General features: G+C 40.1%; 21 protein-coding genes. 16 read left to right on the top strand and 5 right to left on the bottom strand.

All coding sequences use genetic code 11. The features are described 5' to 3' along the window. Positions 1 to 47 precede the first annotated feature (47 nt). From AC0IWT_RS11395 to AC0IWT_RS11385, 3 genes are all read right to left on the bottom strand, one after another. Positions 48 to 1,793: an alpha-L-fucosidase gene (locus AC0IWT_RS11395; protein ID WP_471797305.1), complete on the bottom strand. Its 1,746-nt coding sequence runs from the start codon at positions 1,791 to 1,793 to the stop codon at positions 48 to 50. A 330-nt stretch (positions 1,794 to 2,123) separates the two neighbouring features. Next, a complete protein-coding gene (locus AC0IWT_RS11390; RefSeq protein WP_056870053.1) occupies positions 2,124 to 4,043 on the bottom strand; it encodes a DEAD/DEAH box helicase in 1,920 nt (639 codons plus the stop codon). A 334-nt stretch (positions 4,044 to 4,377) separates the two neighbouring features. Continuing rightward, on the bottom strand, positions 4,378 to 4,845 hold the full coding sequence (locus tag AC0IWT_RS11385; RefSeq protein ID WP_056870054.1) for a DUF4293 domain-containing protein: 468 nt from the start codon (positions 4,843 to 4,845) through the stop codon (positions 4,378 to 4,380). Positions 4,846 to 4,930: 85 nt separating this feature from the next. Between AC0IWT_RS11385 and truA the strand changes: the two genes are divergently transcribed. The 6 genes from truA (at position 4,931) to rlmF (ending at position 11,862) form a co-directional block, all read left to right on the top strand. Then, positions 4,931 to 5,698 carry a tRNA pseudouridine(38-40) synthase TruA gene (truA, locus tag AC0IWT_RS11380; protein ID WP_471797304.1) on the top strand — a complete coding sequence of 256 codons (768 nt, stop codon included), beginning with the start codon at positions 4,931 to 4,933 and terminating at the stop codon, positions 5,696 to 5,698. 64 nt (positions 5,699 to 5,762) lie between these two features. After that, on the top strand, positions 5,763 to 7,532 hold the full coding sequence (locus tag AC0IWT_RS11375; protein WP_471797303.1) for an ABC transporter ATP-binding protein: 1,770 nt from the start codon (positions 5,763 to 5,765) through the stop codon (positions 7,530 to 7,532). A 53-nt stretch (positions 7,533 to 7,585) separates the two neighbouring features. After that, positions 7,586 to 8,611, top strand: coding sequence for an isoaspartyl peptidase/L-asparaginase family protein (locus tag AC0IWT_RS11370; protein ID WP_471797302.1), 1,026 nt, complete (start codon positions 7,586 to 7,588; stop codon positions 8,609 to 8,611). Then, on the top strand, positions 8,611 to 9,444 hold the full coding sequence (locus tag AC0IWT_RS11365) for a cyanophycinase (protein WP_471797301.1): 834 nt from the start codon (positions 8,611 to 8,613) through the stop codon (positions 9,442 to 9,444). Before AC0IWT_RS11370 ends, AC0IWT_RS11365 begins: the two co-directional genes overlap by 1 nt. Before the next feature lie 43 nt (positions 9,445 to 9,487). Further along, entirely contained in the window at positions 9,488 to 10,774 is a 1,287-nt protein-coding gene (dctA, locus tag AC0IWT_RS11360) for a C4-dicarboxylate transporter DctA (RefSeq protein WP_471797300.1), read from the top strand. A gap of 89 nt (positions 10,775 to 10,863) precedes the next feature. Continuing rightward, on the top strand, positions 10,864 to 11,862 hold the full coding sequence (gene rlmF, locus AC0IWT_RS11355; RefSeq protein WP_471797299.1) for a 23S rRNA (adenine(1618)-N(6))-methyltransferase RlmF: 999 nt from the start codon (positions 10,864 to 10,866) through the stop codon (positions 11,860 to 11,862). Positions 11,863 to 11,997: 135 nt separating this feature from the next. On the opposite strand, the gene AC0IWT_RS11350 is transcribed toward rlmF, so the two are convergent. Continuing rightward, complete coding sequence (locus tag AC0IWT_RS11350) at positions 11,998 to 12,423, bottom strand: cupin domain-containing protein (protein WP_471797298.1); 426 nt, start codon at positions 12,421 to 12,423, stop codon at positions 11,998 to 12,000. Between the two features lie 396 nt (positions 12,424 to 12,819). On the opposite strand from AC0IWT_RS11350, the gene sucD reads away from it, so the two are divergent. From sucD to fabG, 10 genes are all read left to right on the top strand, one after another. Next, positions 12,820 to 13,692 carry a succinate--CoA ligase subunit alpha gene (gene sucD, locus AC0IWT_RS11345; RefSeq protein WP_056870061.1) on the top strand — a complete coding sequence of 291 codons (873 nt, stop codon included), beginning with the start codon at positions 12,820 to 12,822 and terminating at the stop codon, positions 13,690 to 13,692. Positions 13,693 to 13,955: 263 nt separating this feature from the next. Beyond that, positions 13,956 to 14,459 carry a methionine-R-sulfoxide reductase gene (locus tag AC0IWT_RS11340; RefSeq protein ID WP_056870062.1) on the top strand — a complete coding sequence of 168 codons (504 nt, stop codon included), beginning with the start codon at positions 13,956 to 13,958 and terminating at the stop codon, positions 14,457 to 14,459. A gap of 222 nt (positions 14,460 to 14,681) precedes the next feature. Beyond that, positions 14,682 to 15,062 carry a septal ring lytic transglycosylase RlpA family protein gene (locus AC0IWT_RS11335; RefSeq protein ID WP_056870064.1) on the top strand — a complete coding sequence of 127 codons (381 nt, stop codon included), beginning with the start codon at positions 14,682 to 14,684 and terminating at the stop codon, positions 15,060 to 15,062. 453 nt (positions 15,063 to 15,515) lie between these two features. After that, complete coding sequence (locus AC0IWT_RS11330) at positions 15,516 to 16,487, top strand: ribonucleoside-diphosphate reductase small subunit (protein ID WP_471797297.1); 972 nt, start codon at positions 15,516 to 15,518, stop codon at positions 16,485 to 16,487. A 209-nt stretch (positions 16,488 to 16,696) separates the two neighbouring features. Continuing rightward, positions 16,697 to 19,081, top strand: coding sequence for a ribonucleoside-diphosphate reductase subunit alpha (locus AC0IWT_RS11325; protein ID WP_056870065.1), 2,385 nt, complete (start codon positions 16,697 to 16,699; stop codon positions 19,079 to 19,081). A 211-nt stretch (positions 19,082 to 19,292) separates the two neighbouring features. Further along, positions 19,293 to 19,514, top strand: a complete 222-nt coding sequence (locus tag AC0IWT_RS11320) for a cysteine-rich CWC family protein (protein WP_082491372.1) — start codon at positions 19,293 to 19,295, stop codon at positions 19,512 to 19,514. A gap of 499 nt (positions 19,515 to 20,013) precedes the next feature. Beyond that, positions 20,014 to 21,984, top strand: a complete 1,971-nt coding sequence (locus AC0IWT_RS11315; RefSeq protein ID WP_471797296.1) for an SPFH domain-containing protein — start codon at positions 20,014 to 20,016, stop codon at positions 21,982 to 21,984. Positions 21,985 to 22,432: 448 nt separating this feature from the next. Next, positions 22,433 to 23,308, top strand: a complete 876-nt coding sequence (locus AC0IWT_RS11310) for a carbon-nitrogen hydrolase (RefSeq protein ID WP_056870067.1) — start codon at positions 22,433 to 22,435, stop codon at positions 23,306 to 23,308. Between the two features lie 103 nt (positions 23,309 to 23,411). Further along, positions 23,412 to 24,488, top strand: a complete 1,077-nt coding sequence (locus AC0IWT_RS11305; RefSeq protein WP_471797295.1) for an agmatine deiminase family protein — start codon at positions 23,412 to 23,414, stop codon at positions 24,486 to 24,488. Between the two features lie 260 nt (positions 24,489 to 24,748). Next, positions 24,749 to 25,492, top strand: a complete 744-nt coding sequence (fabG, locus tag AC0IWT_RS11300; protein ID WP_056870069.1) for a 3-oxoacyl-[acyl-carrier-protein] reductase — start codon at positions 24,749 to 24,751, stop codon at positions 25,490 to 25,492. A gap of 161 nt (positions 25,493 to 25,653) precedes the next feature. On the opposite strand, the gene AC0IWT_RS11295 is transcribed toward fabG, so the two are convergent. Continuing rightward, entirely contained in the window at positions 25,654 to 26,388 is a 735-nt protein-coding gene (locus tag AC0IWT_RS11295) for a L,D-transpeptidase family protein (RefSeq protein ID WP_471797294.1), read from the bottom strand. Positions 26,389 to 26,410 lie beyond the last annotated feature (22 nt).

Raw genomic sequence — 26,410 nt, 5'->3', positions numbered from 1 at the left:
TAAGAATAATCATAAAGCTGAATAACTATTTTACAATTTTTAAATAATCACAAATTGCTTTCTATGGCCCCAACTTCTTCGCGATATAAGCTAACAGGTCCATCTAAGAGCACGGCAATAACTGTGAGGTTTTTGTCGAGCTTATCTTTCGGAATTGGGATGTACACGATTCCAGGAATTTTGCTCCAGTATAACTTATTATAAATTTCATGCGGAAGCATAGTTCCTTCACCTACTACCCTGATTCTGCTGATATTATTTTTCAACCCTTTAATCGCAATCGGTCCGGTAGGTTCGCCTTCAACAAACAAATATAAAGTTTGCTTATCTGCAGATAAGGCCGTTCTTCCCTGATAATGCCCTTCAGGAATGCCGGCAGTGGTTTTATATAAAGCCTCAGCATTTTTAATTATCCAGTCGTTTACCTCGGCATTAAAATTTTTAACGCCTGATTTGAAATTTAATCCATCAGCAGCCAGATTAGTACCTTGAAAAATATTTATACCGTTATTTAAATCGATGCTGACTCTAGTTAAATTGACTGATTTCCCGGCATCAGCAAGTAAGGTATTTATCGATACCGGTTTTTGTTTTGCTGCTGAAAGTTCGATTGGCTCATTTAGTGACACTTTCAGAACGGTGACATCGCTATCAAAACCATCCTCTTTTAAGCTAAAGTTGTAATCAGTTTCATTCAACTTTGTCACATTTACCGGCGCATTATTTCCAACCAGTTCCACATTTGTTATTTTAGATTTTAAGCCGCTGAGCAAAACGCCGTTTTTGCTTTTATAATCAAGATAGAGGTAGAGAACCTGCTTATTTTTCGACAGAGTGCTTTTACCCGCGAAATGGCCAGCCGGAATTCCAGCCTGTGTTTCGTACATGGCTTCTGCATGTTTGTTGGTCCACCTGCCCAGGTCTTTCAAAATTTTTACCTGTTCGGGCGCAATAGTGCCGTCAGCTTTCGGTCCAATATCTAACAACAAATTTCCACCCATGCTTATACAGTCTACAAGCGTGCGGATTATCATGTTAGAAGTTTTATAATGATTGTCGTATGGCTGATAACCCCAGGAATCATTCATCGTATAACATAATTCCCAGAATCTGGCTTGTGGTTTAACCACGGGCACACCTTGTTCCGGCGTTGCATAATCGCCATGACTGTCTAACCGGGAATTTATGATCACATCAGGATTATCCGCTGTTAGCAGGTTTCTTACTTTATCGGTTTGCCATTCTGCCGGGCTGTGTTCCCAATCGCCATCAAACCAGAGCAAATCTGGATGATACAAATTAGAAAGTTCACTAACCTGCGCCTGGTAATAGTTTAAAAATTTGTTCCATCGGTTTGGCTCTTTTTTAATGTCGTACCGGCTTCGTTCGCGGGTAAAAATATTGTAATCCTGATAACTCCAATCGGGTAACGAAAAATATAAGCCGGTTTTTAAGCCGGTTCTTTTCAGGCTGCTTATAAATGGTGTAATCAAGTCTTTTTTTGCCGCACTATTCGCAAGTGTGGCGGTTGCATTAGGTGCTTTTGTATCCCATAGGGAAACGCCATCATGATGCTTTGTGGTAATAACAGCGTATTTTGCGCCGCTTTCTTTAATCAAATCAGCCCATTCCTGCGGATTATATTTCGAAGCGTCGAAACCTTCAAGCTGCTTCATATAAGCATCGTGATTGATGTAGTTATTATAAAAAGCCCACGATTCGGAAATACCGTTTACAGAATAAATGCCCCAATGGATGAAAATACCAAGCTTCGCATCAGCAAACCATTGCATTTTTTGATCACGTGAATTTTGTTGTGCAGAAAGACGATTTCCCATTAGGAAAGGCATCAATAGAATCGCAAGCTTTAAATAACGCATAAGATGGTAGATATAATTGTTAAATATAATATTCACATTCTGTTAATGATGAATTTTTTCATATTCTGTCGCTTATAAGATAGGGCATAACTGCTAGCTTTCAATTAAAATGTGGATGGTTTTCAAAGCAGGAGGCATTTCAATTTGATGGCGTGGAATTAAGTTTCGGGGGATATCTTTCATAAATAAAAAAAGCCGCTCTGAATTAACAGAACGGCTCCTAAAATATTTGGTTTTAGTGATTTACCACTTTTTACGACGTTCGCCGCTACCACCCTCACGATTTCCACCTTCTTTGCGACCACTTCCGCCTTCACGGCTTCCGCCTTTTTCGTCACGGCTACGACCAGAGAAATCTCTGAAACCACCGCCGCTGTTTCCACCTTCACGTCTGCCGCTACCACCAGAGCTTCTTCTCTCGCCACTTCCACTTCCGCCACGGTAACCACCGCCACCGCCGCTTCTGCGTTCGCCGCCGAAACCACCGCTACGTCTTTCACCGCCACCGCGTCTTTCGCCTGCACCTTCTCCGCGACCGCCATCTCCGCTTTTTTCAATGCGAACCTGACGACCATTAAATTCAACAGCTTTAAAGCCTTCAAATACTTTATCAGCAACAGCATCTTCAACTTCAAAGAAAGAGAAAACACCTTTTAAATCTATTTTACCAACGCTTTTGCCAGCAATTTTACCATTATTACAGATAAAAGATAACATATCGCCACGGGTAAATTCATCTACCGAACCTAAGTTGATAAATAAACGGGTGTAACCATCGCTACCACGTCCACGTCTTTCGCCACGCTCACCTCTTTCGCCACGGTCATCGCCAACTGCTGCATTTAAATCTGGTGCTTTAGAATAGTAATCCAAAAAGCGGTTAAACTCTAATGAAGCAAAACGTTTAATTACATCTTCTTTAGATAAATCTTTAAATTCATCCATAATACGAGGAATGTACTGGTCAATTTGCTCCACATTAACCTCTACGTTATGTACTTTGTGTACTAACGAGAATAATTGTTTTTCGCAAACATCAAATCCTGTAGGTAATTCAGCCTTAGTAAACTGTTTACCAATTATACGTTCCAGCTGACGGATTTTACCTACCTCTTTTGAGTTGATAATACAGATCGAAATACCAGTTTTACCAGCACGGCCGGTACGGCCAGAGCGGTGGGTATAACTTTCAATCTCATCAGGTAGAGAGTAATTAATTACGTGTGTTACATTGTTTACATCTATACCACGTGCAGCAACATCGGTAGCAATTAGCAACTGCATGTTACGCTCACGGAAACGTTGCATCACTTTATCACGTTGTTGTTGCGATAAATCGCCGTGTAAAGCATCAGCATTATAGCCATCCTTTATTAAATGCTCGGCAACATCTTGTGTATCCAGTTTGGTTTTACAAAATACTACTGCAAAAATTTCAGGGTTAAAATCTACAATACGTTTCAAGGCAGCGTATTTATCACGGGCACGAACAATATAATATTCGTGTTCAATGTTTACGTTACCTGTATTTTTTGTGCCCATAGTTAATTCTACAGGGTTATCCATATAGTTTTTTGCTATACGGCGAACTTCTGCAGGCATTGTTGCCGAGAATAACCAGGTTTTTTTGTCATCAGGAGTGGTTGATAAAATGTCGTTAATGTCATCCTGGAAACCCATGTTTAACATTTCGTCGGCTTCATCAAGCACAACATATTTAACATTTGAAAAATCGATGGCTTTACGGCCAATGATATCCAACATACGGCCGGGCGTGGCCACTACGATTTGAACGCCTTGGCGTATTTCGCGTAGCTGTTGCATAATGTTTGCGCCACCGTAAACGGCAACAACATGTGCATTAGCAACGTTTTTAGAAAAGTTTTTAAGGTCGTTAGCGATTTGTAAACATAACTCACGCGTTGGGCATAAAATTAATGCCTGCGGTTTTGTTACTTTAAAATCGATTAGTTCTAACAGCGGCAAACCAAATGCGGCTGTTTTTCCTGTTCCTGTTTGGGCCAAACCAACAAAATCATTAGTGCCTTCTAACAGTACAGGAATACTTTGCTCCTGAATAGGCGTTGGAGTTTCAAATCCAAGGTCCTTTACGGCATTAACGACGTCATCACTTATCCCCAATAATTGAAATGGGTTTGTCATTCGTCTTTTATTTATTTAAGCCGCAAAGGTACGGTTAATAATTCGTATTTTCTTGCTCGTTAAATAAATACTTTTTTAAGCTAAATATTTGAAAATAAGGAAGAAAGGAATGATGGAAAAGGCACCAAGGCTAAATGATGATGACTGAGATACAAATCGGCAGTCACAATGTTAAGAGATATTCATTAAATTTTTGAAAATCAAAGCCTCTTGATATCGGTTAAAGCAGCCCCGCTTTACGCTGCAATCTTTTACCCCTTAATTCACACTAGCTGTTGAGGGGTAAAAGTATTTTCGCTACAATCGGGTTTAAAGGGCAAAAACAGAATACATCTTAACGCAACCTTTCAGCAGAGCGTATCAATCTTTCGTCTTTATTAATCCCAAAAATTGCCAAAACGCAAAACAAAATCGCCAATGCGGGCATGTAGGCACCGACCTCGAAAATTGCACCATCAACGCCACCAGGAAGTTGTTTGGCATAAACGCTGCACCAAAAAGCGAAACCTGCAATTGCTGCAATTGTAAAAATCACTAATCTCTTCTGCAAACTTCTTTTTCTGAAATTGAAAATGTTAGCAAAACACATTACGGCAACGGCAATATTTGTAATTAAAAGTGGAAGAAACGTATGCGTCTCTAAAGTTTTACCGCCTTTGGTAGCAAATGTTTGGTGAAGACCATTTGTAAAAATTTCCGATTCAGAACTATTTGTTTCTTTTGCCGCAATGGGTAAAAACAGCATCAAAACTAAAGCAATTGTTGCCAATAAAAGCCAGATAGATTGTACTCTTTGTATCATGTTAATTTAATAAATTGTACAAATATATATTTAATTCCATTTTGCAAGCTTATCTAATAAAAGGAAAAAGTATTTTTGCATCGCTTTGACTAAAAAAAGGTATTTCATACAAATTGCTTATGATGGCAGCTTATATCACGGCTGGCAAACTCAACCGAATGCCGTAACCGTTCAGGAGCTGCTCGACAAAGCCATGTCGGTTTTTTTTAGGCAACCAGTTGAAACTTTGGGCTGTGGAAGAACAGATTCAGGGGTGCATGCTACTGAGTTTTTTGCACACTTCGATGTCGAAAACTGCGCTGAAGAAAAAGTTTTGGCTGCGGTAGCCGGTATAAATGCAATGCTTCCTTATCAAATTGCGGTTAAACGAATTTTGCCGGTGCATAATGATGCACATGCCAGGTTTGATGCGACAGCAAGAGCCTACAAATATTACCTTCATTTTGATAAGGACCCTTTTAAAATAAACCGATCCTGGCTAATGAAAGACAGGTTGGATATCGGTTTAATGAATAAGGCGGCAGAAGAATTGTTAAATTATACTGATTTTTCTTGCTTTAGTAAATCGAATACGCAAACTTTTACCAATAATTGTAAAATTATGCAAGCAGGTTTCGAAACGCAAAATGAAGGACTCGTTTTCACGATCGAGGCCGACCGCTTTCTTCGAAACATGGTTCGGGCCATTGTGGGTACTTTGGTGCGGGTAGGTAAAAGAGAAATTGGGATAAAAGATTTTAAAAATATAATAGACAGTAAAAACAGGAGCAATGCAGGGCAATCTGTACCGGCTTGCGGCTTGTATCTGGTTAGCGTTAAGTACCCATATATAAATGTAAGCAGTAAAGCGTGATTGCTTTTTGGATGAGGTGAGGAGCCATTCACCGATTCAAAACAACCATTCAAAAATTAAAATCATGGCAGTAACAGGCGAAGTATATAATACAGGATTGCTGAAACGTATTTTTCAATACGTAAAGCCTTACCGTGCTGTGTTTGTTTGGTCGGTTGTTCTAACAATTTTACTCGCTGCAATTTCTCCGGTACGGCCTTTTTTAATAAAATATACCTTAGATAATTACATCCTCACCGGCAAATACTCCGGACTGGTGAATATGACAATTTTAATGGTTGTGATGTTGCTATTGCAAACGCTGATTCAGTACAACCATACCTTGTTAACCAATACTCTAGGTCAATCGGTTATTCGCGATTTAAGAATCAATGTCTTCAATCACATTACAAAATTAAAGCTAAAGTTTTTTGATAAAACACCTATTGGTCAATTAATTACACGAACCGTTTCGGACCTGGAAACCATTGCCGATATCTTTTCAGAAGGCTTAATATCCATGATTGGCGATACCCTGCAGGTTATTGTGATAATTGGCGTTATGCTTTATACCGATTGGGAACTGAGTTTAGTAGTACTTTTGCCTGTTCCGCTATTAATTATGGCTACACGCAAATTTCAGAAAGCCATCAAGGTAGCATTTCAGGAAATTCGAAACGAGGTATCTAACCTGAATACCTTTTTGCAGGAACACATTACAGGCGTTTCAATTGTGCAGTATTTTGCCCGCGAACGTCAGGAATACAAAAAGTTCTATGCTATTAATAAGCGGTATCGCGATGCGAATATCCGTTCTAACTGGTACTATTCTATTTTTTTTCCGGTAGTTGAGTTAATCTCTGCCATGTCTTTAGGTCTGCTCATCTGGTTTGGTGCAAAGAGCATCCTTTCTAATCCGATAGATGTTACTCCGGGTACCATCACCCAGTTCATCATGTATTTGGGAATGGTTTACACACCTATCCGCCAGCTGGCAGATAAGTTTAACACCTTGCAAATGGGTATGGTGGGTGCAGAGCGGGTATTTAAAGTTTTAGATACCGATGAGCGAACCCCTGATACCGGTACAGCTGCTCCGCTAAAATTAGAAGGCGATATCAAATTTAAAAATGTTTGGTTTGCTTATAACGATGAAAATTATGTTCTCAAAGATTTAACTTTCGAAGTAAAGGCCGGTGAAACTGTTGCTTTAGTTGGGGCAACCGGTGCCGGAAAATCATCAACAATAAATATTTTAAACAGGTTTTACGAAGTTAAAAAGGGCGAAATTACTGTCGATGGCATCGATATCCACGATTTTAAGCTCGATTACCTTCGAAGCCATATTGCAACAGTGCTCCAGGATGTTTTTCTTTTTTCGGATACAATTTTGAATAACATCACTTTAAATAATGCTCAGATAAAAATTGAAGAGGTTGTAAACGCAGCGAAAAAAGTGGGTGCCCACGATTTTATTGAACGTTTACCGGGCGGCTACCAATATAATGTGATGGAAAGAGGTTCTACGCTTTCGGCTGGGCAGGCACAGCTCATCTCTTTTATCAGGGCTTTGGTTCACAATCCCGCAATTTTAGTTTTGGATGAAGCAACTTCATCGGTTGATACGGAAACAGAACTGCTCATTCAAAAAGCTATCGACAACTTGATGGAAGGTCGAACTTCTATTGTAATTGCCCACCGCCTATCTACAATTCAAAAAGCTGACCAGATTATCGTGCTTGATAAGGGTGAAATAAAGGAAAAGGGTACGCATCAGCAATTGCTAAAACTGAACGGCTATTACAAAAAGTTGTACGATTTGCAGTTTTCTTCTGAAGGTATTGCCAAAGCCTAATCTAATATTTCGATTAATTTCTTAATTTAACATCTTTTAAAATCCGATAGAAGATGAAGTCTTTAAAAATTTTTGCAACGCTACTTTTTTCCCTTTTAGTTCTAAATATTTCTGCCCAGCAGAAAAAGTATGTTATGGTTATTCATGGTGGTGCCGGAACTATTTTGAAGAAAAATATGACGCCTGAAAAGGAAGCAGCTTACATAGCGGTTTTAACCCAGGCTTTGAAAGCCGGTTATGCTCAGATTCAGGCTGGAAAAAGCAGTTTGGATGCTGTAGAGGCTACAATCCATGTAATGGAAAACGACCCTCATTTTAATGCAGGGAAGGGAGCAGTTTTTACGCATGATGGCCGAAATGAACTTGATGCCGCAATAATGGACGGGAAAACATTGATGGCAGGTGCCGTAGCGGGCGTTACGACAGTTAAGAACCCAATTTCAGCTGCACGTGCGGTTATGGAAAAATCTGAACATGTAATGATGGTTGGCTCGGGTGCTGATCAGTTTGCTAAAGATGCGGGTCTGGAAATTGTTGATCCGAATTATTTTTGGACAAAAGAGCGTTGGGATGGCTTGCAACAAGCAATTAAGGAAGATTCTACTAAGGCAGTTTTAGATCATGGCAGCAAAAAAACAGAGCTTCTTGGAAGTAAAAATCACGATTATAAATTCGGTACCGTTGGTTGCGTCGCTTTGGATAAGGCCGGCAATTTGGCAGCAGGAACTTCAACAGGTGGCATGACCAATAAAAAATACGGACGTGTTGGAGATGCTCCGATTATTGGCGCCGGTACTTATTGCAACAACGAAACAGCCGGGGTCTCTTGTACCGGCTGGGGAGAATACTACATCCGGAACGTAGTTGCAAAAACCATTTCCGATTTGATGGAGTACAAAGGTTTGAGTGTTGCAGAGGCATCAAAAATTGTATTGGAAAAAGTTGGGAAAATGGGTGGCGATGGTGGCTTAATTGCCTTGGATAAGAAAGGAAACATAACTATGCCATTTAATACTGAAGGGATGTACAGAGGGGCTATCACCGCGGATGGAAAAATAGAGGTTAACATCTACAAGTAATGAGAATACTTCTGGTATCACTTTTTTTATGCATCAGTGTCCTTACGATTAAAGCTCAAAGTAAGGGCAGTTTGTTCATAATTGGGGGCGGCAACCGCTCAGATGCTTTAATGGAGGAAATGCTGAAAACGGCAGGTCTAAATCAAAGTGATTATATTATTGTATTGCCAATGGCCAGCACAATTCCGGATTCGGGTTTCAAAAGCATAGCCGCTCAACTCAAGAAAATAGGTAGCTATCAGGTGCGAAATTTCAATTTCAGCAAGCATAATGTGAATGATAAAAAATGGATTGACTCACTTACATCTGCAAAACTTATTTACATTTTGGGCGGTGACCAAAGCCGTTTCATGCAAGCTGTTTTAAATACGCCAGTTTACAATGCAATTCACCAGGCCTACAAAAGCGGTTCCACAATTGCCGGTACCAGCGCTGGTGCGGCGGTGATGAGTAGGTTTATGATTACCGGAAAGCAACTTTTAGATACCGTTTATAAAGAAACCTTTAATAAGCTTTGGGATAAAAATATTGAGTTTGAACAGGGATTGGGCTTACTTCAAAATACCATAATTGATCAGCATTTTCTAAAACGAAACAGATACAACAGACTAATTTCTGCACTGGCAGCGCACCCTGATTTGGTATGCGTTGGGATTGATGAAAGTACAGCCATAATCGTTCATGAAAGTAAAGCAGCTGTTGTGGGCGAAAGTCAGGTAATACGAATGGCAAGACCTCAAAATTTAAAAGTATCGGATAAAAATTTAATTAAGTTTAACCATGCTGATTTCGGGATTTTTACCGCTGGCGACGTTATCGACATATTACCATAATCCATTTTAGACGCAAAAAATTTTCACTCTTTTACATCGGGTAATGATTTCTATAAAAAAAATAAAGCAGGTATTTTCTAACCTCACATTTCAGGTTATCCTGGCTATAGCCATAGGCATATTTGTGGGTACTTACTTTCCTGGTTTTGCGCCAACAGCAAAACTTATTAGTCAGGGCTTTATAAACCTGATAAGCATGTTAATCGCACCAATAATTTTTTTTACTATCGTTTTGGGCATTGCGCACATGGGTGATATGAAAAAGGTTGGTCGTGTTGGCGGGAAAGCGCTTTTGTACTTTGAAATTGTTAGCACTGTTGCAATTGCTATTGGCCTTGTGGTTGCAAATGTGCTTAAGCCAGGGGCAGGGATGATTGCCAAAGCCGGCGATACCACAAAGATTGCTGGTTACGCCGAACAGGCGAAAGACATGAATTGGGCAGAGTTTTTTCTTCATATCATTCCGCATAATGTTATTGCAGCCTTTGCAGAGGGAAACATTTTACAGATTTTGCTTTTTGCAATCTTATTTGGCTATGGTTTAAACAAGCTGGGTGGCGAAGGCACCTCTGTGTTAAACGCTTTCGATAAAATCTCAAAGGTTTTATTCAAAATTATGAAAGTGATTATGCGTTTAGCGCCAATTGGTGCCTTTGGCGGTATGGCTTTCAGCATTGGTACGCATGGTTTACAAAGCATTGTTGGTATGGCAAAGCTGATGGGCTCTGTTTACCTTACCTGCATTTTATTCATTTTTATTGTGCTGAATGGCATTTGCCGGTATTATAATTTCAGCCTATGGCAATACCTTAAATTTATCCGTCAGGAGATTCTGATTGTACTTGGCACCTCATCATCAGAATCTGCTTTGCCGAGCATGATGCAGAAAATGGAAGCCATAGGTTGCGAAAAATCTGTAGTTGGTTTGGTAATCCCGACCGGTTATTCTTTTAACCTGGATGGAACGGCGATTTACCTTGCGATGGCGGTGATTTTTCTTTGCCAGGTTTTCCATGTAGATTTGTCTCTCGGCCAGCAAATTACGGTTTTAGGCGTGCTTATGGTAACCTCTAAAGGGGCGGCTGGCGTAACCGGGAGTGGTTTTATTGTACTGGTTTCCACCCTTACCGCATTAAAGATAATGCCGATAGAACACATTTCAATTTTAATTGGTGTGGATAGATTTATGAGTGAAGCCAGGGCAATTACTAACGTTATCGGTAACGGTGTTGCAACAATAGTTATTGCAAAAAGCGAGAACCAGTTCGACCATGAAAAATACCTGAAAGCGATTCAGCCGGCATCAATAGAGAAAGCAGAAGAAGTATAGCTGTTTTGGCGGTAGAATTACTCCCAACTCTTTTCTGTATCTTTGAGGCAGAAATAAGCACACAGCTTGTTTAATTAAATTACAGCACATTGGCTCAGAAAGAAAATGCCCGCTCGGAGAAAAGCGAGCTACACCCACGCAACAAACACCGTTCGCGTTACAATTTTAAACAACTTATCGGAACATCAAAAGAATTGAAACGCTTTGTTTTTAAGAATGAACATGACGACGATTCAATAGATTTCGCAGATCAAAGTGCGGTAAAAGCTTTGAACAAGGCGTTGTTGAAGCACTTTTATAATATTCCGCAATGGGATATTCCAAAAGATTATCTTTGTCCGCCAATACCTGGCCGGGCAGATTACATTCACTACGTGGCCGACCTTTTAGGTTCGAGCAATAATGGAAAACTTCCGAAAGGCAGCAATATTAAAGTGCTTGATGTTGGCGTTGGCGCAAATTGTATTTACCCGATTATTGGTCATCAGGAGTATGGCTGGAACTTTGTTGGCTCTGATATCGATCCGCTTTCAATAGAATCAGCGAAGCGCATTGTTGATGCCAACAAATCTTTACAAGGTGCGGTTGAAATTCGTTTGCAGCCTTCAAAAATGGGGATTTTTAGAGGTGTTGTAGGCGCCCGAGAAAAATTTGATGCAGTGGTGTGTAATCCACCATTTCACTCATCTTTAAAAGAAGCAGAGCAGGGAACCCGACAAAAATGGCGCAACCTTGGTGGCAACGAAAAAGAAGTAAAACATGTTTTAAACTTCGGTGGAAACAAAGCAGAACTTTGGTGCCCTGGTGGTGAGCGTGCTTTTGTAGAGCAGATGATTATTCAAAGTGCTCAAATTTCCAATCAGTGTTTATGGTTTACGTCGCTGGTGTCTAAAAGTGCAAACTTAAAAAGCATTTACAGTGCGCTAATTAAGGCCAAGGCTTTCGAAGTTACAACAGTTCAAATGAGCCAGGGACAAAAAGTTAGCCGCTTTGTGGCATGGACTTTCCACGATGAAGCTGCTCAGGCCGAGTGGGCTAAAGGCTGGAAAGCGGAACCGAAACCAAAAACGGAAGATAAAGCCGTTTAAAATAAAAAAAATATACCCATAGCCGAACCAATTTTTCATTGGTTCGGCTTTTTTTATGTCGATTTACTTCATTTTTGCTGTTCGGGATTAGCAATGCCGACCACTTAACAAAGGATTTTTAGTCCTTAAATTGAGCTACTTTTTCTCGTAAACAATTAAGATGGTGAGATCATTATCATCATTCGGCTTAATGCTATGCGAACTTCCCGGCCTTGTTAAAATGGCGTCGCCAGGTTTTACCGCAATGGTTTTGCCGTTCATTTGCATGGTGCCGTTGCCACTGAGAACGTAATAAAGTTCATCTTCTTTCTGGAGGTGATAACCAATGGATGACCCAGGCTTTAAAACCCTTTTTCGGAAAGCTGTTTTGAGATTCTTAGCCTCGCCAAAGAAATTGTAACCGATGGTTTCGCCACCCCCGTTATGCGTTCCCGGTTCTGTTTTTGCCACTTCGGCATCGTTTTGTAAAATGTATTTTGCCGTGTCGGGTGTTTGTGCTTTTAGCCCGGTGCAAATAAGCGCCGAGAGAAGCATGATTATAAATGTAATTTGTATTTTCATAACTTTTCCACCTAAAAATTAAAAATTCTTGGGCCCTTACAGGCCTAGCCGCAAAGGTTTTCGCTTCAACCTTTCTGCTTTAACCTTTTTGCTTTGAGCTCCAAGTTCTTCGCTTCAGCCATTCCGCTCTCGGCTCGAGTAAATTTAAGCGTTTTGTATGGTTGTTGCCAAAAGCGAATTACTTTTGTTGAATAAACCTGATTGCAACGAAAATGCTTTTACAAAACCGAAAAGGTTTGCAAAACCTGTTTGGTTGAAAAGTATTGTAGTGTAAAGCAGGGCTGTAGTCGCCATAAATAAATTACTTACATTTTCCTGAAAAAACGGGCTAAATAATCTATTTTTAGGCTTGACTTTCCAGTCAATAATATTAGCTTTGCACAAAAAAATTGATACATGAGCGTTTTAGTAAATAAAGATTCTAAGGTTATCGTTCAGGGTTTTACCGGAAACGAAGGAACTTACCATGCTGAGCAGATGCTTGCATACGGTACAAACGTAGTTGGTGGTGTTACGCCTGGCAAAGGTGGGCAATTACATTTAGATAAGCCTGTTTTTAATACTGTTAAAGATGCTGTTGATAAAACAGGAGCAAATGTATCTATCATTTTCGTTCCACCTGCTTTTGCTGCTGATGCGATTATGGAGGCTGCCGAAGGTGGTATTAAAGTGATTGTTTGTATTACTGAAGGTATCCCAACAAAGGATATGATTCAGGTGAAAGAATATATTGCAGACCGCGATGTGACTTTGATTGGTCCGAACTGTCCAGGAATTATTACTGCTGATGAAGCTAAAATTGGTATTATGCCAGGATTTATCTTCAAAAAAGGTAATGTTGGTGTAGTTTCTAAATCCGGAACGTTAACATATGAGGCTGTAGACCAGGTTGTTAAAGCTGGCTTGGGCATTACCACTGCTATTGGCATTGGCGGCGACCCAATTATTGGCACGCCAACAGTTGAAGCGGTTAAATTATTAATGAATGACCCGGAAACCCATGGTATCATCATGATTGGTGAAATTGGCGGTGGTATGGAAGCTGAAGCTGCCCGTTGGATTAAAGAACATGGTACAAAACCAGTAGTTGGTTTTATTGCTGGGCAAACTGCGCCTCCAGGACGTAGAATGGGCCATGCTGGTGCTATTGTTGGCGGTGCCGATGATACAGCTGCTGCAAAAATGAAAATCATGCGTGAGTGCGGAATTCGCGTTGTTGAAAGTCCTGCAGAAATTGGTGCTGCAATGGCAGAAGAATTAGCAAAATAAGATTTCAAAACATCTATAAAGAGAAAGCGTTTCGGTTAATCCCGAGACGCTTTTTTTTGGCCTCGCCCCGTCACAGTTGTTGCGCTGGCTAATTTCTGCTGTCCCGCTTCTCAAAGTGATCGATTTGCAGATTGGAAGCATTACTGCATCACAAAACAGCGGTTACCAATCCTTAAGTGCCATTATTTATCATCAGTTTGTAAACACTAAAGCAATCGGCAAGGCCAGCAAACCAAAATGAAATTTGTAGCGTATATTGGAGTATGAAAACGTTGTTAAATAAACTATTTTTGGTCTCGGCTGTTGTCTTAATTACGGGATTATCAGCCTGCGCTCAAAAGCAAGACAGAAAAGAAGTAAAGCAAGCCGAGCAATCAGAAAATATTACACCGAAGAAGAAAATGAACTGGAATCCATTAACACCCGAAGAAGAAAGAGTAATTGTAAATAAAGGAACCGAGTATCCTGGTACCGGCAAATACGAACACACAACAGATAAAGGCACCTATACCTGCAAACGTTGCAATGCTGCATTGTACCGTTCGGAAAGTAAGTTTGATGCACACTGCGGGTGGCCTGCTTTTGATGATGAAATTAAAGGTGCTGTAAAAAGAATTCCTGATCCGGATGGTTCGCGTACAGAAATTGTTTGTGCTAACTGCGGCGCACATTTAGGGCACGTATTTTTGGGCGAAGGATTTACCAATAAAGACACCCGTCATTGTGTAAATTCTATCTCAATGAATTTTGTTGCCGATAAAAAATAAGGTGGGTATAGTGAGGTTAGGTAAGGGCGTACAGCGATAAGTTGTACGCCTTTTTTATTAAATTTCTTTGAGCTTTCGGTTAAAGAAATTCGTTGGTTTTCTATTAATAATTTGGTGTTTTCGCTATTGGGATTTAGGCCCATTAGGCTGCAGTTTTTCCACAAATTATTGATTATAAACTAAATGCTTATATTTGCAGGCTCGGTAATGAAATTTTAGCCTATGAAATATTTTCTGTTATTAAGTTTTTGTTTTTTGTTTTTACAAGGTAAAGCACAAAATTCTGGGTCGTTAAATGAACCAGATAGCGTTAAAAAAACAGTTCTAGCAACTTACTACCACAGAAAATTTGAAGGGCGCCGAACCACAAGCGGCGCAAAATACAGAGCAAAAAAACTTACTGCCGCACATCGTACTTTGCCACTAGGTACGTTAATTACTGTAACCAATCCAGACAATGGCAAATCGGTAATTGTAAAGGTGAACGACCGCGGACCATTCTCTAAAAAGCTGGCTATCGATTTGTCTGAACGTGCTGCTAAACAGATTGGTATCTTTACCAAAGGCGTTGCCAGAGTTAAACTCAGTTATACATTGGAGTAGTATTAGTAATACTGAATTTCGGCCTTAATTTAACCCCCAATTTAAGTTATTAACAATCATTTAGGTTTCCTAAACCCTTAAAAAGAAATGATTAGCTTTTTTTTCGCCTGAAAATGATATTTAGCTGATGCATTTATCCACTAAAATCTTGTTAGTGTTAACAACTTTGATCATCGAAAAAGGGCTGCGGTATATATATTTGTTATAACAAAGTTCTTTAACTTCTTACCCTTTAAAACAGTTACAAAAGCTTAATTTTTAGGAATTTACAAATGCATTTCTCTATTGCGGATGTGAAATTTCCCAAACTAAAAAACAAGTTGTTTGCAAGGCGACGGAGTTAGCACTTTCACTAAAAGAGTTTTGATAAAAGACGTTACAATCATCATATAAAATTGATGGATGCGTGGTTTTGTCGGCTCTGTTTATAATGAGATTAAAAAATATCAGCGTATGGAACAGGAATTACTACTACAAGAAAACAAAGACCGATTTGTGCTTTTACCCATAAAGTACCCTAAAATATGGGAGATGTATAAAAAGACCGAGGCTAGTTTTTGGACCGCAGAAGAAATTGATCTTTCTGATGACCAGAAACACTGGGATAACCTGAATGATGGCGAAAGACATTTCATCTCTCACATTCTCGCTTTCTTTTCTGCTAGTGATGGTATTGTTAACGAAAACCTTGCAGTAAACTTCATGAGCGAAGTGCAATTGCCAGAAGCCCGCTGTTTCTATGGTTTCCAGATTATGATGGAGAATATCCACGCAGAAACCTATGCTTTACTTATCGATACTTACATTAAAGACCCTGAAGAAAAAGACCGTTTGTTCCATGCTATTGATACTGTTCCGGCAGTAAAAAGAAAGGCTGAATGGGCATTGCGGTGGATTGAAAACGGAACTTTCGCAGAGCGTTTAGTAGCTTTTGCTGCCGTTGAAGGCATTTTCTTCAGTGGAAGTTTCTGCTCTATTTTCTGGTTAAAGAAACGTGGCCTAATGCCAGGCTTAACTTTCAGTAATGAATTAATATCAAGAGATGAAGGCTCGCACTGCGAGTTTGCCTGCCTGCTTTACAGTATGTTGAGCAACAAATTGAGTGAGGAAGCCGTTCACGGAATCATCAGCGATGCAGTAGAAATTGAAAAGGAATTTATAACCGATGCCTTGCCAGTTGCGCTGATTGGTATGAACGCAAAGTTAATGAGCCAATACATCGAATTCGTAGCCGATAGATGGTTACAGGAATTGGGCTACAAAAAGATATACAATGCAACAAACCCGTTCGATTTCATGGAAATGATTTCATTACAGGGAAAAACAAATTTCTTCGAGAAACGCGTTGGCGATTATCAAAAAAGCGGTGTGTTAACATCTGCAGATAATAATAAACAAGCGTTCTCTTTGGATGAAGACTTTTAAGAAAAGCTTAAAGCACAAAGGTTAAAGCAGAAAGCTTCCAGTCGCCGTCATGGCGAGGGACGAGGTAAGCTTAATGCAAAATAAAAATAAACAAATTACATACGCGAGCGCAAGTGTTGATGCTTGATACCCGCTACTAAATATAAAATTCGCCTTGAAAGGGCCTCCTCTTGTGGAGGGTTGGGATGGGCTTAAAAATCTCGTAAACTATGTTCGTACTAAAAAGAGATGGCCGCAAAGAGGCGGTGCAATTCGACAAAATCACGGCTAGGATTCAAAAGCTGTGCTATGGTTTAAATCCAGAACTCGTAGACCCGATCGACGTTGCCAAAAAGGTAATCGAAGGTTTATATGATGGTGTAACTACTTCAGAGTTGGATAATCTTGCCGCAGAAACTGCTGCATCATTAACCACAAAACACCCAGATTATGCTTTGCTCGCATCGCGTATCGCGGTTTCCAACCTGCATAAAAACACAACTAAGTCATTCTCGGGTACAATGAAAATGTTGTACGAATATTTCGACCCGAAAGCACAGAAAGCGGCACCGCTTATCGCTGATGATGTTTATGAGATTATTGAAAAGAATAAGGACATTTTAGACAGTTCTATCATTTACGATCGCGATTTCGGATTCGATTATTTCGGTTTCAAAACTTTAGAAAAGTCTTACCTTTTAAAGGTAAACAACAAAATTGTAGAACGTCCTCAGCATTTGTTCATGCGTGTTTCTGTTGGTATCCATAAAGAAGATATCGAAAGTGCAATCAAAACGTATAACTTAATGAGCGAGCGTTGGTTTACACACGCTACACCAACCTTATTTAATGCTGCTACCCCAAAACCACAAATGTCATCATGTTTCTTGTTAACCATGCAAGATGATAGTATCGAGGGGATTTATGATACGTTGAAACAGACTGCTAAAATCTCACAAAGTGCTGGCGGTATTGGTTTAAGCATCCACAACATACGTGCTACTGGTTCTTACATTGGCGGTACAAACGGTACAAGTAATGGTATCATTCCAATGTTACGTGTATTTAACGATACAGCCCGTTACGTAGATCAAGGTGGAGGTAAGCGTAAAGGCGCATTTGCAATTTATCTAGAGCCTTGGCATGCCGATGTTTTCGAGTTTTTAGATTTACGTAAAAACCACGGTAAAGAAGAAATGCGTGCCCGCGATTTATTTTACGCCCTGTGGATTAACGATTTGTTTATGCAGCGTGTTAAAGATAACGGCGAATGGACCTTGTTCTGTCCGCACGAAGCACCAGGTTTGGCAGATTGTTTTGGAAAAGAATTCGAAGATTTATATACTAAATACGAAGCTGAAGGCCGTGGACGTAAAACAATTAAAGCGCAGGAGCTTTGGTTCGCGATTTTAGATTCGCAGATTGAAACTGGTACGCCTTACATGTTGTTTAAAGATGCAGCGAACAGTAAATCAAACCAACAAAACTTAGGTACAATTAAGAGTTCTAACTTATGTACTGAAATTATAGAATACACTTCTAAAGATGAGGTTGCGGTTTGTAATTTAGCGTCGCTTGCTTTGCCTCGTTTCGTAATTAACGGTGCTTTCGACCACCAAAAATTATACGATGTAACTTATCAGGCTACTTTAAACCTGAATAAAATCATCGACCATAACTATTACCCGGTTCAGGAAGCGGAGAACTCGAACATGCGCCACCGTCCGGTTGGTTTAGGTGTGCAGGGTTTAGCTGATGCATTTATCTTGTTGCGTTTACCGTTCGAAAGCGATGAAGCAAAACGCTTAAACAAAGATATTTTCGAAACGATTTATTTCGCTTCGATGACAGCTTCTAACGATTTAGCTGTAAAACATGGCCCTTACCAAACGTTTAAAGGTTCGCCATTATCAAAAGGTCAATTCCAGTTCGACTTATGGAATGTAACGCCAGACAGCGGCCGTTGGGATTGGAGTGCCTTACGCAAAAAAGTAGTTAAAGATGGAGTATACAACTCTTTATTAGTTGCGCCAATGCCAACAGCCTCTACTTCTCAAATTTTAGGTAACAACGAATGTTTCGAGCCATATACTTCAAACATCTATACCCGTCGCGTGTTAAGTGGAGAGTTCGTTGTTGTAAATAAACACTTGCTGAAAGATTTAGTAGCGCTAGGTTTGTGGAACAACGATATGAAAAATCAAATCATATTGGCCAACGGTTCAATCCAGGCTATTCCATCAATTCCTGACTATATTAAAGAACTGTACAAAACTGTTTGGGAAATTAAGATGCGTAACATCATCGATATGGCTGCAGATCGTGGTGCATACATCTGTCAATCGCAATCCCTAAACTTATTTGTAAATGCTCCAAATACGTCGAAATTAACTTCAATGCACTTTTATGCATGGGAGAAAGGCTTGAAAACAGGTATGTATTACCTGCGTACCCAGGCGGCATCGCAGGCAGTTAAGTTTACAGTAGAAAACCAGGGTGGTAAAGCTATCGAGGCGGTTATTCCGGCTGAGATGACGCAAGACCAGGTTGCGGAAGAAATCGTAGACGGGCCAGTTTGCTCAATGGAAGAAGGCTGTATCAGCTGTTCAGGTTAATCAAATCAATCGTTCATCAGCCGTTGGTTCGTTAGTTTTCAATCCGCCAGCAAACTTGAACATTGTAAAGCAATAAATTTATAAGGTTTTGGGCAAAAGCTCAAAACCTTATTTTTTGTACTTACTTTTGATTTAGTTTAATGGTTCATTAGCCATTGGTTCATTAGTTTTCAATGCGCCTGATACCAATGAACTACTGAGCAGTGAACCAATGAACAACCTTTTGAAACATAGCAAACACGAAATCATTCCCTGCGAGCGATGCGGCACCGCTATTGAGTGCAAGGCAAATGCTTACACCAAATGCCAGTGCAGCGTAGTTCAGCTAAGCATCAACGAAGTGCAGTACATCTCCGAACTTTACGATGGCTGTCTGTGTGCCAAATGCCTGTTCGAATTGCAACAGGAATATAGGGAAGAAATAGGGGTGTAATTAATCCTAACTTAAGACAATTTTTTTTTTGGAAAGCAGGGTTCTGTTCACTTAGTAATCACCTGCCCCGCTTTCTCTCCAGCCAATTAGAAAAAAATTGGCGTCCGTTCAATCGGGTTTAATTACAACAGTCCCTTTGCCAGGCTCCATACAAAAACAAAATGTCTATTTTATTAGTCAAGATGATATGCTGCAAACAGGACATTTTTTACGTCTAAAAGGACAGTACAGTTTCAAGTTTTCCCTACTTAAATAGAGTAATTACAAAATTGATGGAGATGAGTTTTTTATTGGCTCTAATTGATGATCTTCATAACTGTCAAGTGCAGGTGGCCTGGATGCGAAACGCTCCCTTGGTCTTTCTTTAAGGCCTTAAATGCCATGAAAATATATATTCAAAAAAGGGTCTAAAAAGCGTAACAAAGCACTTGTTTTGCTATCAATGTAATGCTTGATAAATGGTTTATCAGCATAAAAAAAATAGAAAATACATATCATTATGGAAGCGCTCATTTCTAGTTACTGGTGGGTTTTAGTGGCACTGTTGTGCATCGTTTTATACAAATATATTTTACGATTCTTGTTCGGGATGGTTATTGTTCCCGAAGATAGAATTGGCTTAATTACCAAAAAGTTTGTGTTATTTGGCGCAGCAAGAGAACTGCCCGATGGACGTATAATTGCGGTAAAAGGCGAAGCTGGTTTTCAGGGAAAATCACTGGCGCCAGGCTTGTATTTTGGAATGTGGTTTTGGCAATATAGTGTAACCATGGAACAATTTACCGTAATACCGGAAGGTAAAATCGGACTCATCATGGCCAAAGATGGCTCGGAAATTCCGACAGGAAACATCCTCGGACAAAGGGTAGAGTCTGATAATTTTCAGGATGCTGTTAAGTTTCTTGAGAATGGTGGTCAACGGGGTCGGCAAACTTCTTACATCACTTCCGGCTCTTATCGTATCAATACCATGCTTTTTCAGGTTTCGGTTACCGATATGATTCGCATTCAGGAAAGCATGGTGGGTATTGTAACCACACTTGATGGTTTGCCAATAGAGGCCAATCAGATTGCGGGTAAACTTGTTGAAGGCCACAACAATTTTCAGGATTTCGATGCTTTTATTAAACACGGTGGCAACCGCGGTTTGCAGCCCCAAGTAATTCTGGCAGGTTCATACAACCTTAATCCCTGGGCAATTCAGCTGGAAGAAATCCCGATGACTGAAATCGCAATCGGATATGTAGGTGTTGTAATTTCTTTTATTGGTACAGAGGGAAGTGATTTAACCGGTGCTGATTTTAAACATGGCAATATTGTGGCTAAAGGCTCAAAAGGTGTATGGCTTGAGCCGCTTGGTCCGGGTAAGTACCCAATTAACAAGTACATTATGAAAGTTGAATTGGTGCCAACGACTAACCTTGTTTTAAACTGGGCTTCAGCCCGGAGTGAAGCCCATAACCTCGATAAGAACTTATCAACCATTACCGTGCGCTCAAGAGATGGTTTCCCGTTTAATTTAGATGTGGCACAAATTATCCACGTACCAACTACCGAAGCGCCTAAAGTTATTGCCCGCTTCGGCAACATGGTAAATTTGGTTTCGCAGGTTTTAGAACCGACCATTGGTAATTACTTCCGTAACTCAGCGCAGGGCAGTGACGTTATTGCTTTTTTAAGTACACGTAAAGAACGTCAGGAATCGGCAAAAGAACATATTCGCAAAGTGCTTGATGAATATAATGTAAACGCCGTTGACACCCTGATCGGTGATATTGTTCCGCCAGAATCTTTAATGAAAACTTTAACCGACCGTAAAATTGCTGAGGAGCAAAAGGTAACTTACGAAACGCAAAAGCAAGCGCAGGAAACCCGCCAGGGAATGGAAAAAGAAACCGCAATTGCCGATATGCAAAAAGACATTGTTAAAGCACAGCAAAGTGTCGAAATAGCAGAGCGTACAGCCAGTGCTACGGTTAAAAAATCTGAAGGTGATGCCGCCGGTGTAAAACTTGCCGTTGGCGCAGAGGCTGAAGCGACTAAAATGAGGGCCCATGCAGAAGCCGAAGCAACAAAAGCTAGAGCGCAGGCCGATTCTGAAGCCATTAAACTCCGGGCATCTGCAGAGGCTGAACAAATTTCGCTAACGGGCGACGCCGAAGCCGGAAAAATTCTCGCAGTTGGTAAATCCACCGCCGAAGCTTATGAATTGGCCGTGAAAGCTTTGGGTGGCGAAAACTTTACCCGTTATAAAATCACCGAAGAACTATCAAAAGGTAACGTGAAATTAATACCTGATGTATTGATTGGTGGTAATGGTGCCAACAACGGTGGTTCTGCGATGGATGGCTTGTTAGGCTTGAAATTAATGGAACTGATGGACCCGCAACAAAAAAGAAAAGAGGTTGTAGCAGTTGCCGAAATTGTGGAAACAAAACCTAAGCCTAAACGAGATAATATTAACCCGTAATTTAATTTTTATTGTGAAAGGGGCTTGATGAAAATCAATGCCCCTTTTTTCATTTCCGTCGGCTGAAGCCAGACGGTAATGAAATGCAGTTTGATTATTTATTGCAGGCTGCTTTAGCTGCCTGAATATATAGAGTGGCTTTAGCAAAATTGAACAGCGTGCAACTTGAGATAGGGGCAGTATCCGGGCATCTCTAAACGGGATAGAAGTGGCAGCCTATTGCTTTCCTGAGCGCAGCCGAAGGGTAGCAATAGCTAAAACGGATAGCCCGACTGGCGAAGGTTTGAAATGCTGCCCTTGCTTTTCGGAAAAACAATTACATAAATATGCCGTTCTAATTTTAAACAAAATAGTAACTTTGCAGCCTAATTTAGAATGACCGGATTATGAATGATTGAATGCTTTGCAAACTCACTCATACTATTAATCTCTCATAAAATTTAAAGAAATGAAGAAAGTAAAGGTTGGTTTGGTGCAAATGACTTGTACTAAAGATAAGCAGGAGAATTTAGATAAAGCGATTGTAAAAGTTAGGGAAGCAGCTGCCAAAGGCGCACAAATTGTGTGTTTGCAGGAGCTCTTCACGTCTTTGTATTTTTGCGATGTTGAAGATTATGACAATTTCGACTTAGCTGAGGCGATTCCGGGTCCATCTACTAACGCTTTGCAACTTGTGGCTAAAGAATTAGGTGTTGTTGTTATCGCTTCGTTATTTGAGAAACGTGCGGAAGGTTTGTACCACAATACAACGGCAGTTTTAGATGCTGATGGCACCTATCTGGGTAAGTATCGTAAAATGCACATTCCAGACGACCCGGCTTATTACGAGAAATTCTATTTTACACCGGGCGATTTGGGCTATAAAGTTTTTGAAACGAAGTTTGCTAAAATTGGTATCCTGATTTGCTGGGATCAATGGTATCCTGAAGCTTCTCGCATTACAGCTTTAATGGGGGCAGATATTATGTTTTACCCAACCGCAATTGGTTGGGATACAACTCAGGATGAAGAAACAAACCAGGACCAATATAACGCATGGCAAACCATTCAACGCTCACATTCGGTTGCAAATGGCGTTCCTGTTGTAAGTGTAAACCGCGTTGGTTTTGAACAGGAAGGCAGAATGAAGTTTTGGGGCGGAAGTTTTGCAACGAATGCACAAGGCAAGCTGCTTTATCTGGCATCGCACGATAAGGAGGAAACGGAAGTTGTTGAGCTGGATTTAGATCAAAGCGATTTTATGCGTAAACACTGGCCATTTTTAAGGGATAGAAGGATTGACTCTTACCAGCCAATTACTAAAAGATATATTGACGGAGATTAAATAGGTAAACCTAAAAGCTTATCTGGTCATTAGCCAAGCCACATCGAAGAAGAAAATTCGACAGGCGCCAAGTGAAACCTCTAAACTTACAAGACGAAACGAAATGTCAAATTTCCCTCCAAAAAACTATTTAGAACTCAATCAATTCGATTATTCGCCCAAAAAACAGGGGTATGTTTTTCCTGCAGAGTGGGAAAAACACGAAGCAACCTGGTTAAGCTGGCCACATAAAGAGGCGAGTTGGCCAGGGAAAATTGAGGCAATATATGGCCCTTACTGCGAGTTTATTAAAGCCATTGCCGAAGGTGAAAAAGTGCGCATTAACGTTAAGGATGAAGAGATGAAAGCTTCAGCCATTGCTGAACTTTCTAAAGTAGAGACAGACTTATCGCAGATTGAATTTTATTTTAACGAAACAAATGATGCATGGTGCCGAGACCATGGCCCTGCTTTTTTAAAGAAGGGTAACGAAAAGGTTGTAGTTGATTGGGGCTATAATGCCTGGGGCGGAAAATATCCTCCCTATGATTTGGACGATGTTATACCCACAAAGATCGCAAAACACTTCAGCTTGCCATTGTTTAACCCTGATATTGTTATGGAAGGCGGCTCGGTAGAGTTTAATGGTGCCGGTACAGTTTTAACCACAACGGCTTGTTTACTTAACGAAAATCGGAATCCGCATTTAAACAAAGAGCAGATTGAAAAATACTTGCTTGAATATTATGGGCAAGACCAGGTTTTGTGGCTGGGAGATGGAATTGTAGGCGACGATACTGATGGACATATAGACGATATTACCCGCTTCGTGAATGAAGATACCGTTTTAACAGCCGTTGAAAGTAATCCGTTGGATGAAAATTATCTGTTATTGCAGGAAAATTTAGTGGCTTTGAGAGCAATGAAACTAAAAGATGGCCGTAAGCTTAATATTGTTGAACTGCCAATGCCTTCGCCGGTAATTTACGATGATACGCGTTTGCCCGCATCTTACGCCAATTTTTACATCGCAAACGCTGCCGTAATTGTTCCTGTTTTTGATGATGTTAACGACGGCAAAGCTTTGGAAATTATTCAGGGTTGTTTCCCGGATAGGAAAGTAATTGGTATTAATTCTGTAGATATTATCTGGGGGCTGGGCAGCTTTCACTGTTTGAGTCAGCAGGAACCGGCGGTTTAAACTAACTATCTTGCTTTCTGAGCTTGTGGACGGGAAATTGATATTTCTTAAAACTCAAAAAGACAAAGAAAGCGTAGTGAAGAGCAATAAATTCAGTAACCTCAATAAAGAAGCATTGCTTAAGGAGAATTAGGAAGAAATTGTGAGATTCTTAAATTTAAAAAAGTGAAATTGGTAATGTCTTTAACGAAGATTACTTAATGGTCTTCTGCTAGTTCAGACTGACAACAATATAGAGACTGACAAACAAAATAAAAAAAATGAAATTACTAGAAGGAAAAACAGCATTAATTACAGGTGCATCTAAAGGTATTGGTCGTAAAATAGCCGAAAAATTTGCTGAGCAAGGTGCAAACGTAGCATTTACATATTTATCATCAGTAGAAAAAGGCGAGGCTTTGGAGCAGGAATTACAAAGCTTTGGTACAAAAGTTAAAGGTTACCGTTCAGATGCTTCAAAATTCGACCAGGCCGAGCAATTAATAAATGATATAGTTGCAGAATTTGGAACAATTGATATCGTTGTAAATAATGCGGGCATTACCAAAGATGGTTTGCTCATGCGTATGAGCGAAGAAAATTGGGATGATGTAATCAATATCAACCTAAAATCTATCTTCAATGTAACCAAGGCTGCTTCTAAAGTGATGATGAAAGCCCGCAAAGGTGTTTTTATTAACATGAGTTCGGTTGTTGGGGTTACAGGTAACGCCGGACAAGCGAATTACGCGGCATCAAAAGCCGGTATTATTGGTTTTACAAAATCTGTAGCTAAAGAATTGGGTTCAAGAAATATTCGTGCTAATGTGGTTGCACCAGGTTTTATCCGCACAGAGATGACTGAGGTTTTAGACCCGGCAGTTGTTGCAGGCTGGGAAAAGGATATCCCATTAAAACGTGCTGGCGAAACAGAAGATATTGCAAATGTTTGTGTGTTCCTCGCATCAGATATGAGCGCTTACGTAACCGGGCAAACGCTTTCCGTTTGCGGTGGTATGCTGTAAAAGAAAGGTAGAGGGTTTTAAGGTTTTAGGTGGAGGCTTTACTTTCCACCTTTTATAGTTTCTATGATGGTTATGAGAAGGGGGTTTTCTTTCCCAGAGCTATTAAAAATATAGATGGGCGTAAGGTGGGTTTTTATCCTAAGCCTTACGCCTTTTAGCTTTTACCTCAAAATGTATTTCCCTTTTACTTCTTTAACATCTGCCATATTTCTGTGCTTCTCAAAAGCTAAATAACCTGGCTGTAAGCTTTTCCAAAAGCTAAGCTGTGCAGGAAATTGGGTTGAATACTTTTGTATGTTCGCGGCTGTCATTTTGAACGGATAAATATTAACCGGAATTTTATCCTGACCAGAATTCCTTGCCTCTACAGCTAAAATGTAAACTTCATCTATCTTATCGTCAGTTAAGGGAATGCAACCTACCGTTACACAATTCCCGTGAATGTAAATGTCTCCTCCTGTTTTTCGGCCTGCTCCAGTTCTCGCTGAGTCAACTGAATTTGGGTAATTTACACCAAGGGATAAGTGAAAACTACTCATGGGATTAAAAACGTTGATGTAATAAAACCCCTCTGGCGTTTGTCCGTCGCCTTCAATAACTTTTGGACCTAAAGTGCCCGAATGTGCGCAAAAATCGTAAGTTTTAAAGCGTGAATATTGTTTGTCTGATTTAGCTTTCAGCCAAACTTCTAATTTTCCTTCGGCTTTGTAAGCATTTATCAGCATCGAAAAATCAGTTCCATAACCAGCCTGTTGGATAGATTTCTTCAAACTTTCCCACTTCCCGCCATATGCATTTGCTACCCTTTCGAATTTAATTTGGTTTGCTTTAAAATTGTTTTGTGCATTGGCCATAATGCTAAGTGATAGCAGAAACGTTAAAAAGAGTATTTTCATAAACTTGCTTTGGCTAAAGCTA

Source organism: Pedobacter sp. AC464 (genome assembly GCF_979253075.1).
This window is presented reverse-complemented; position numbering and strand designations above follow the sequence as displayed.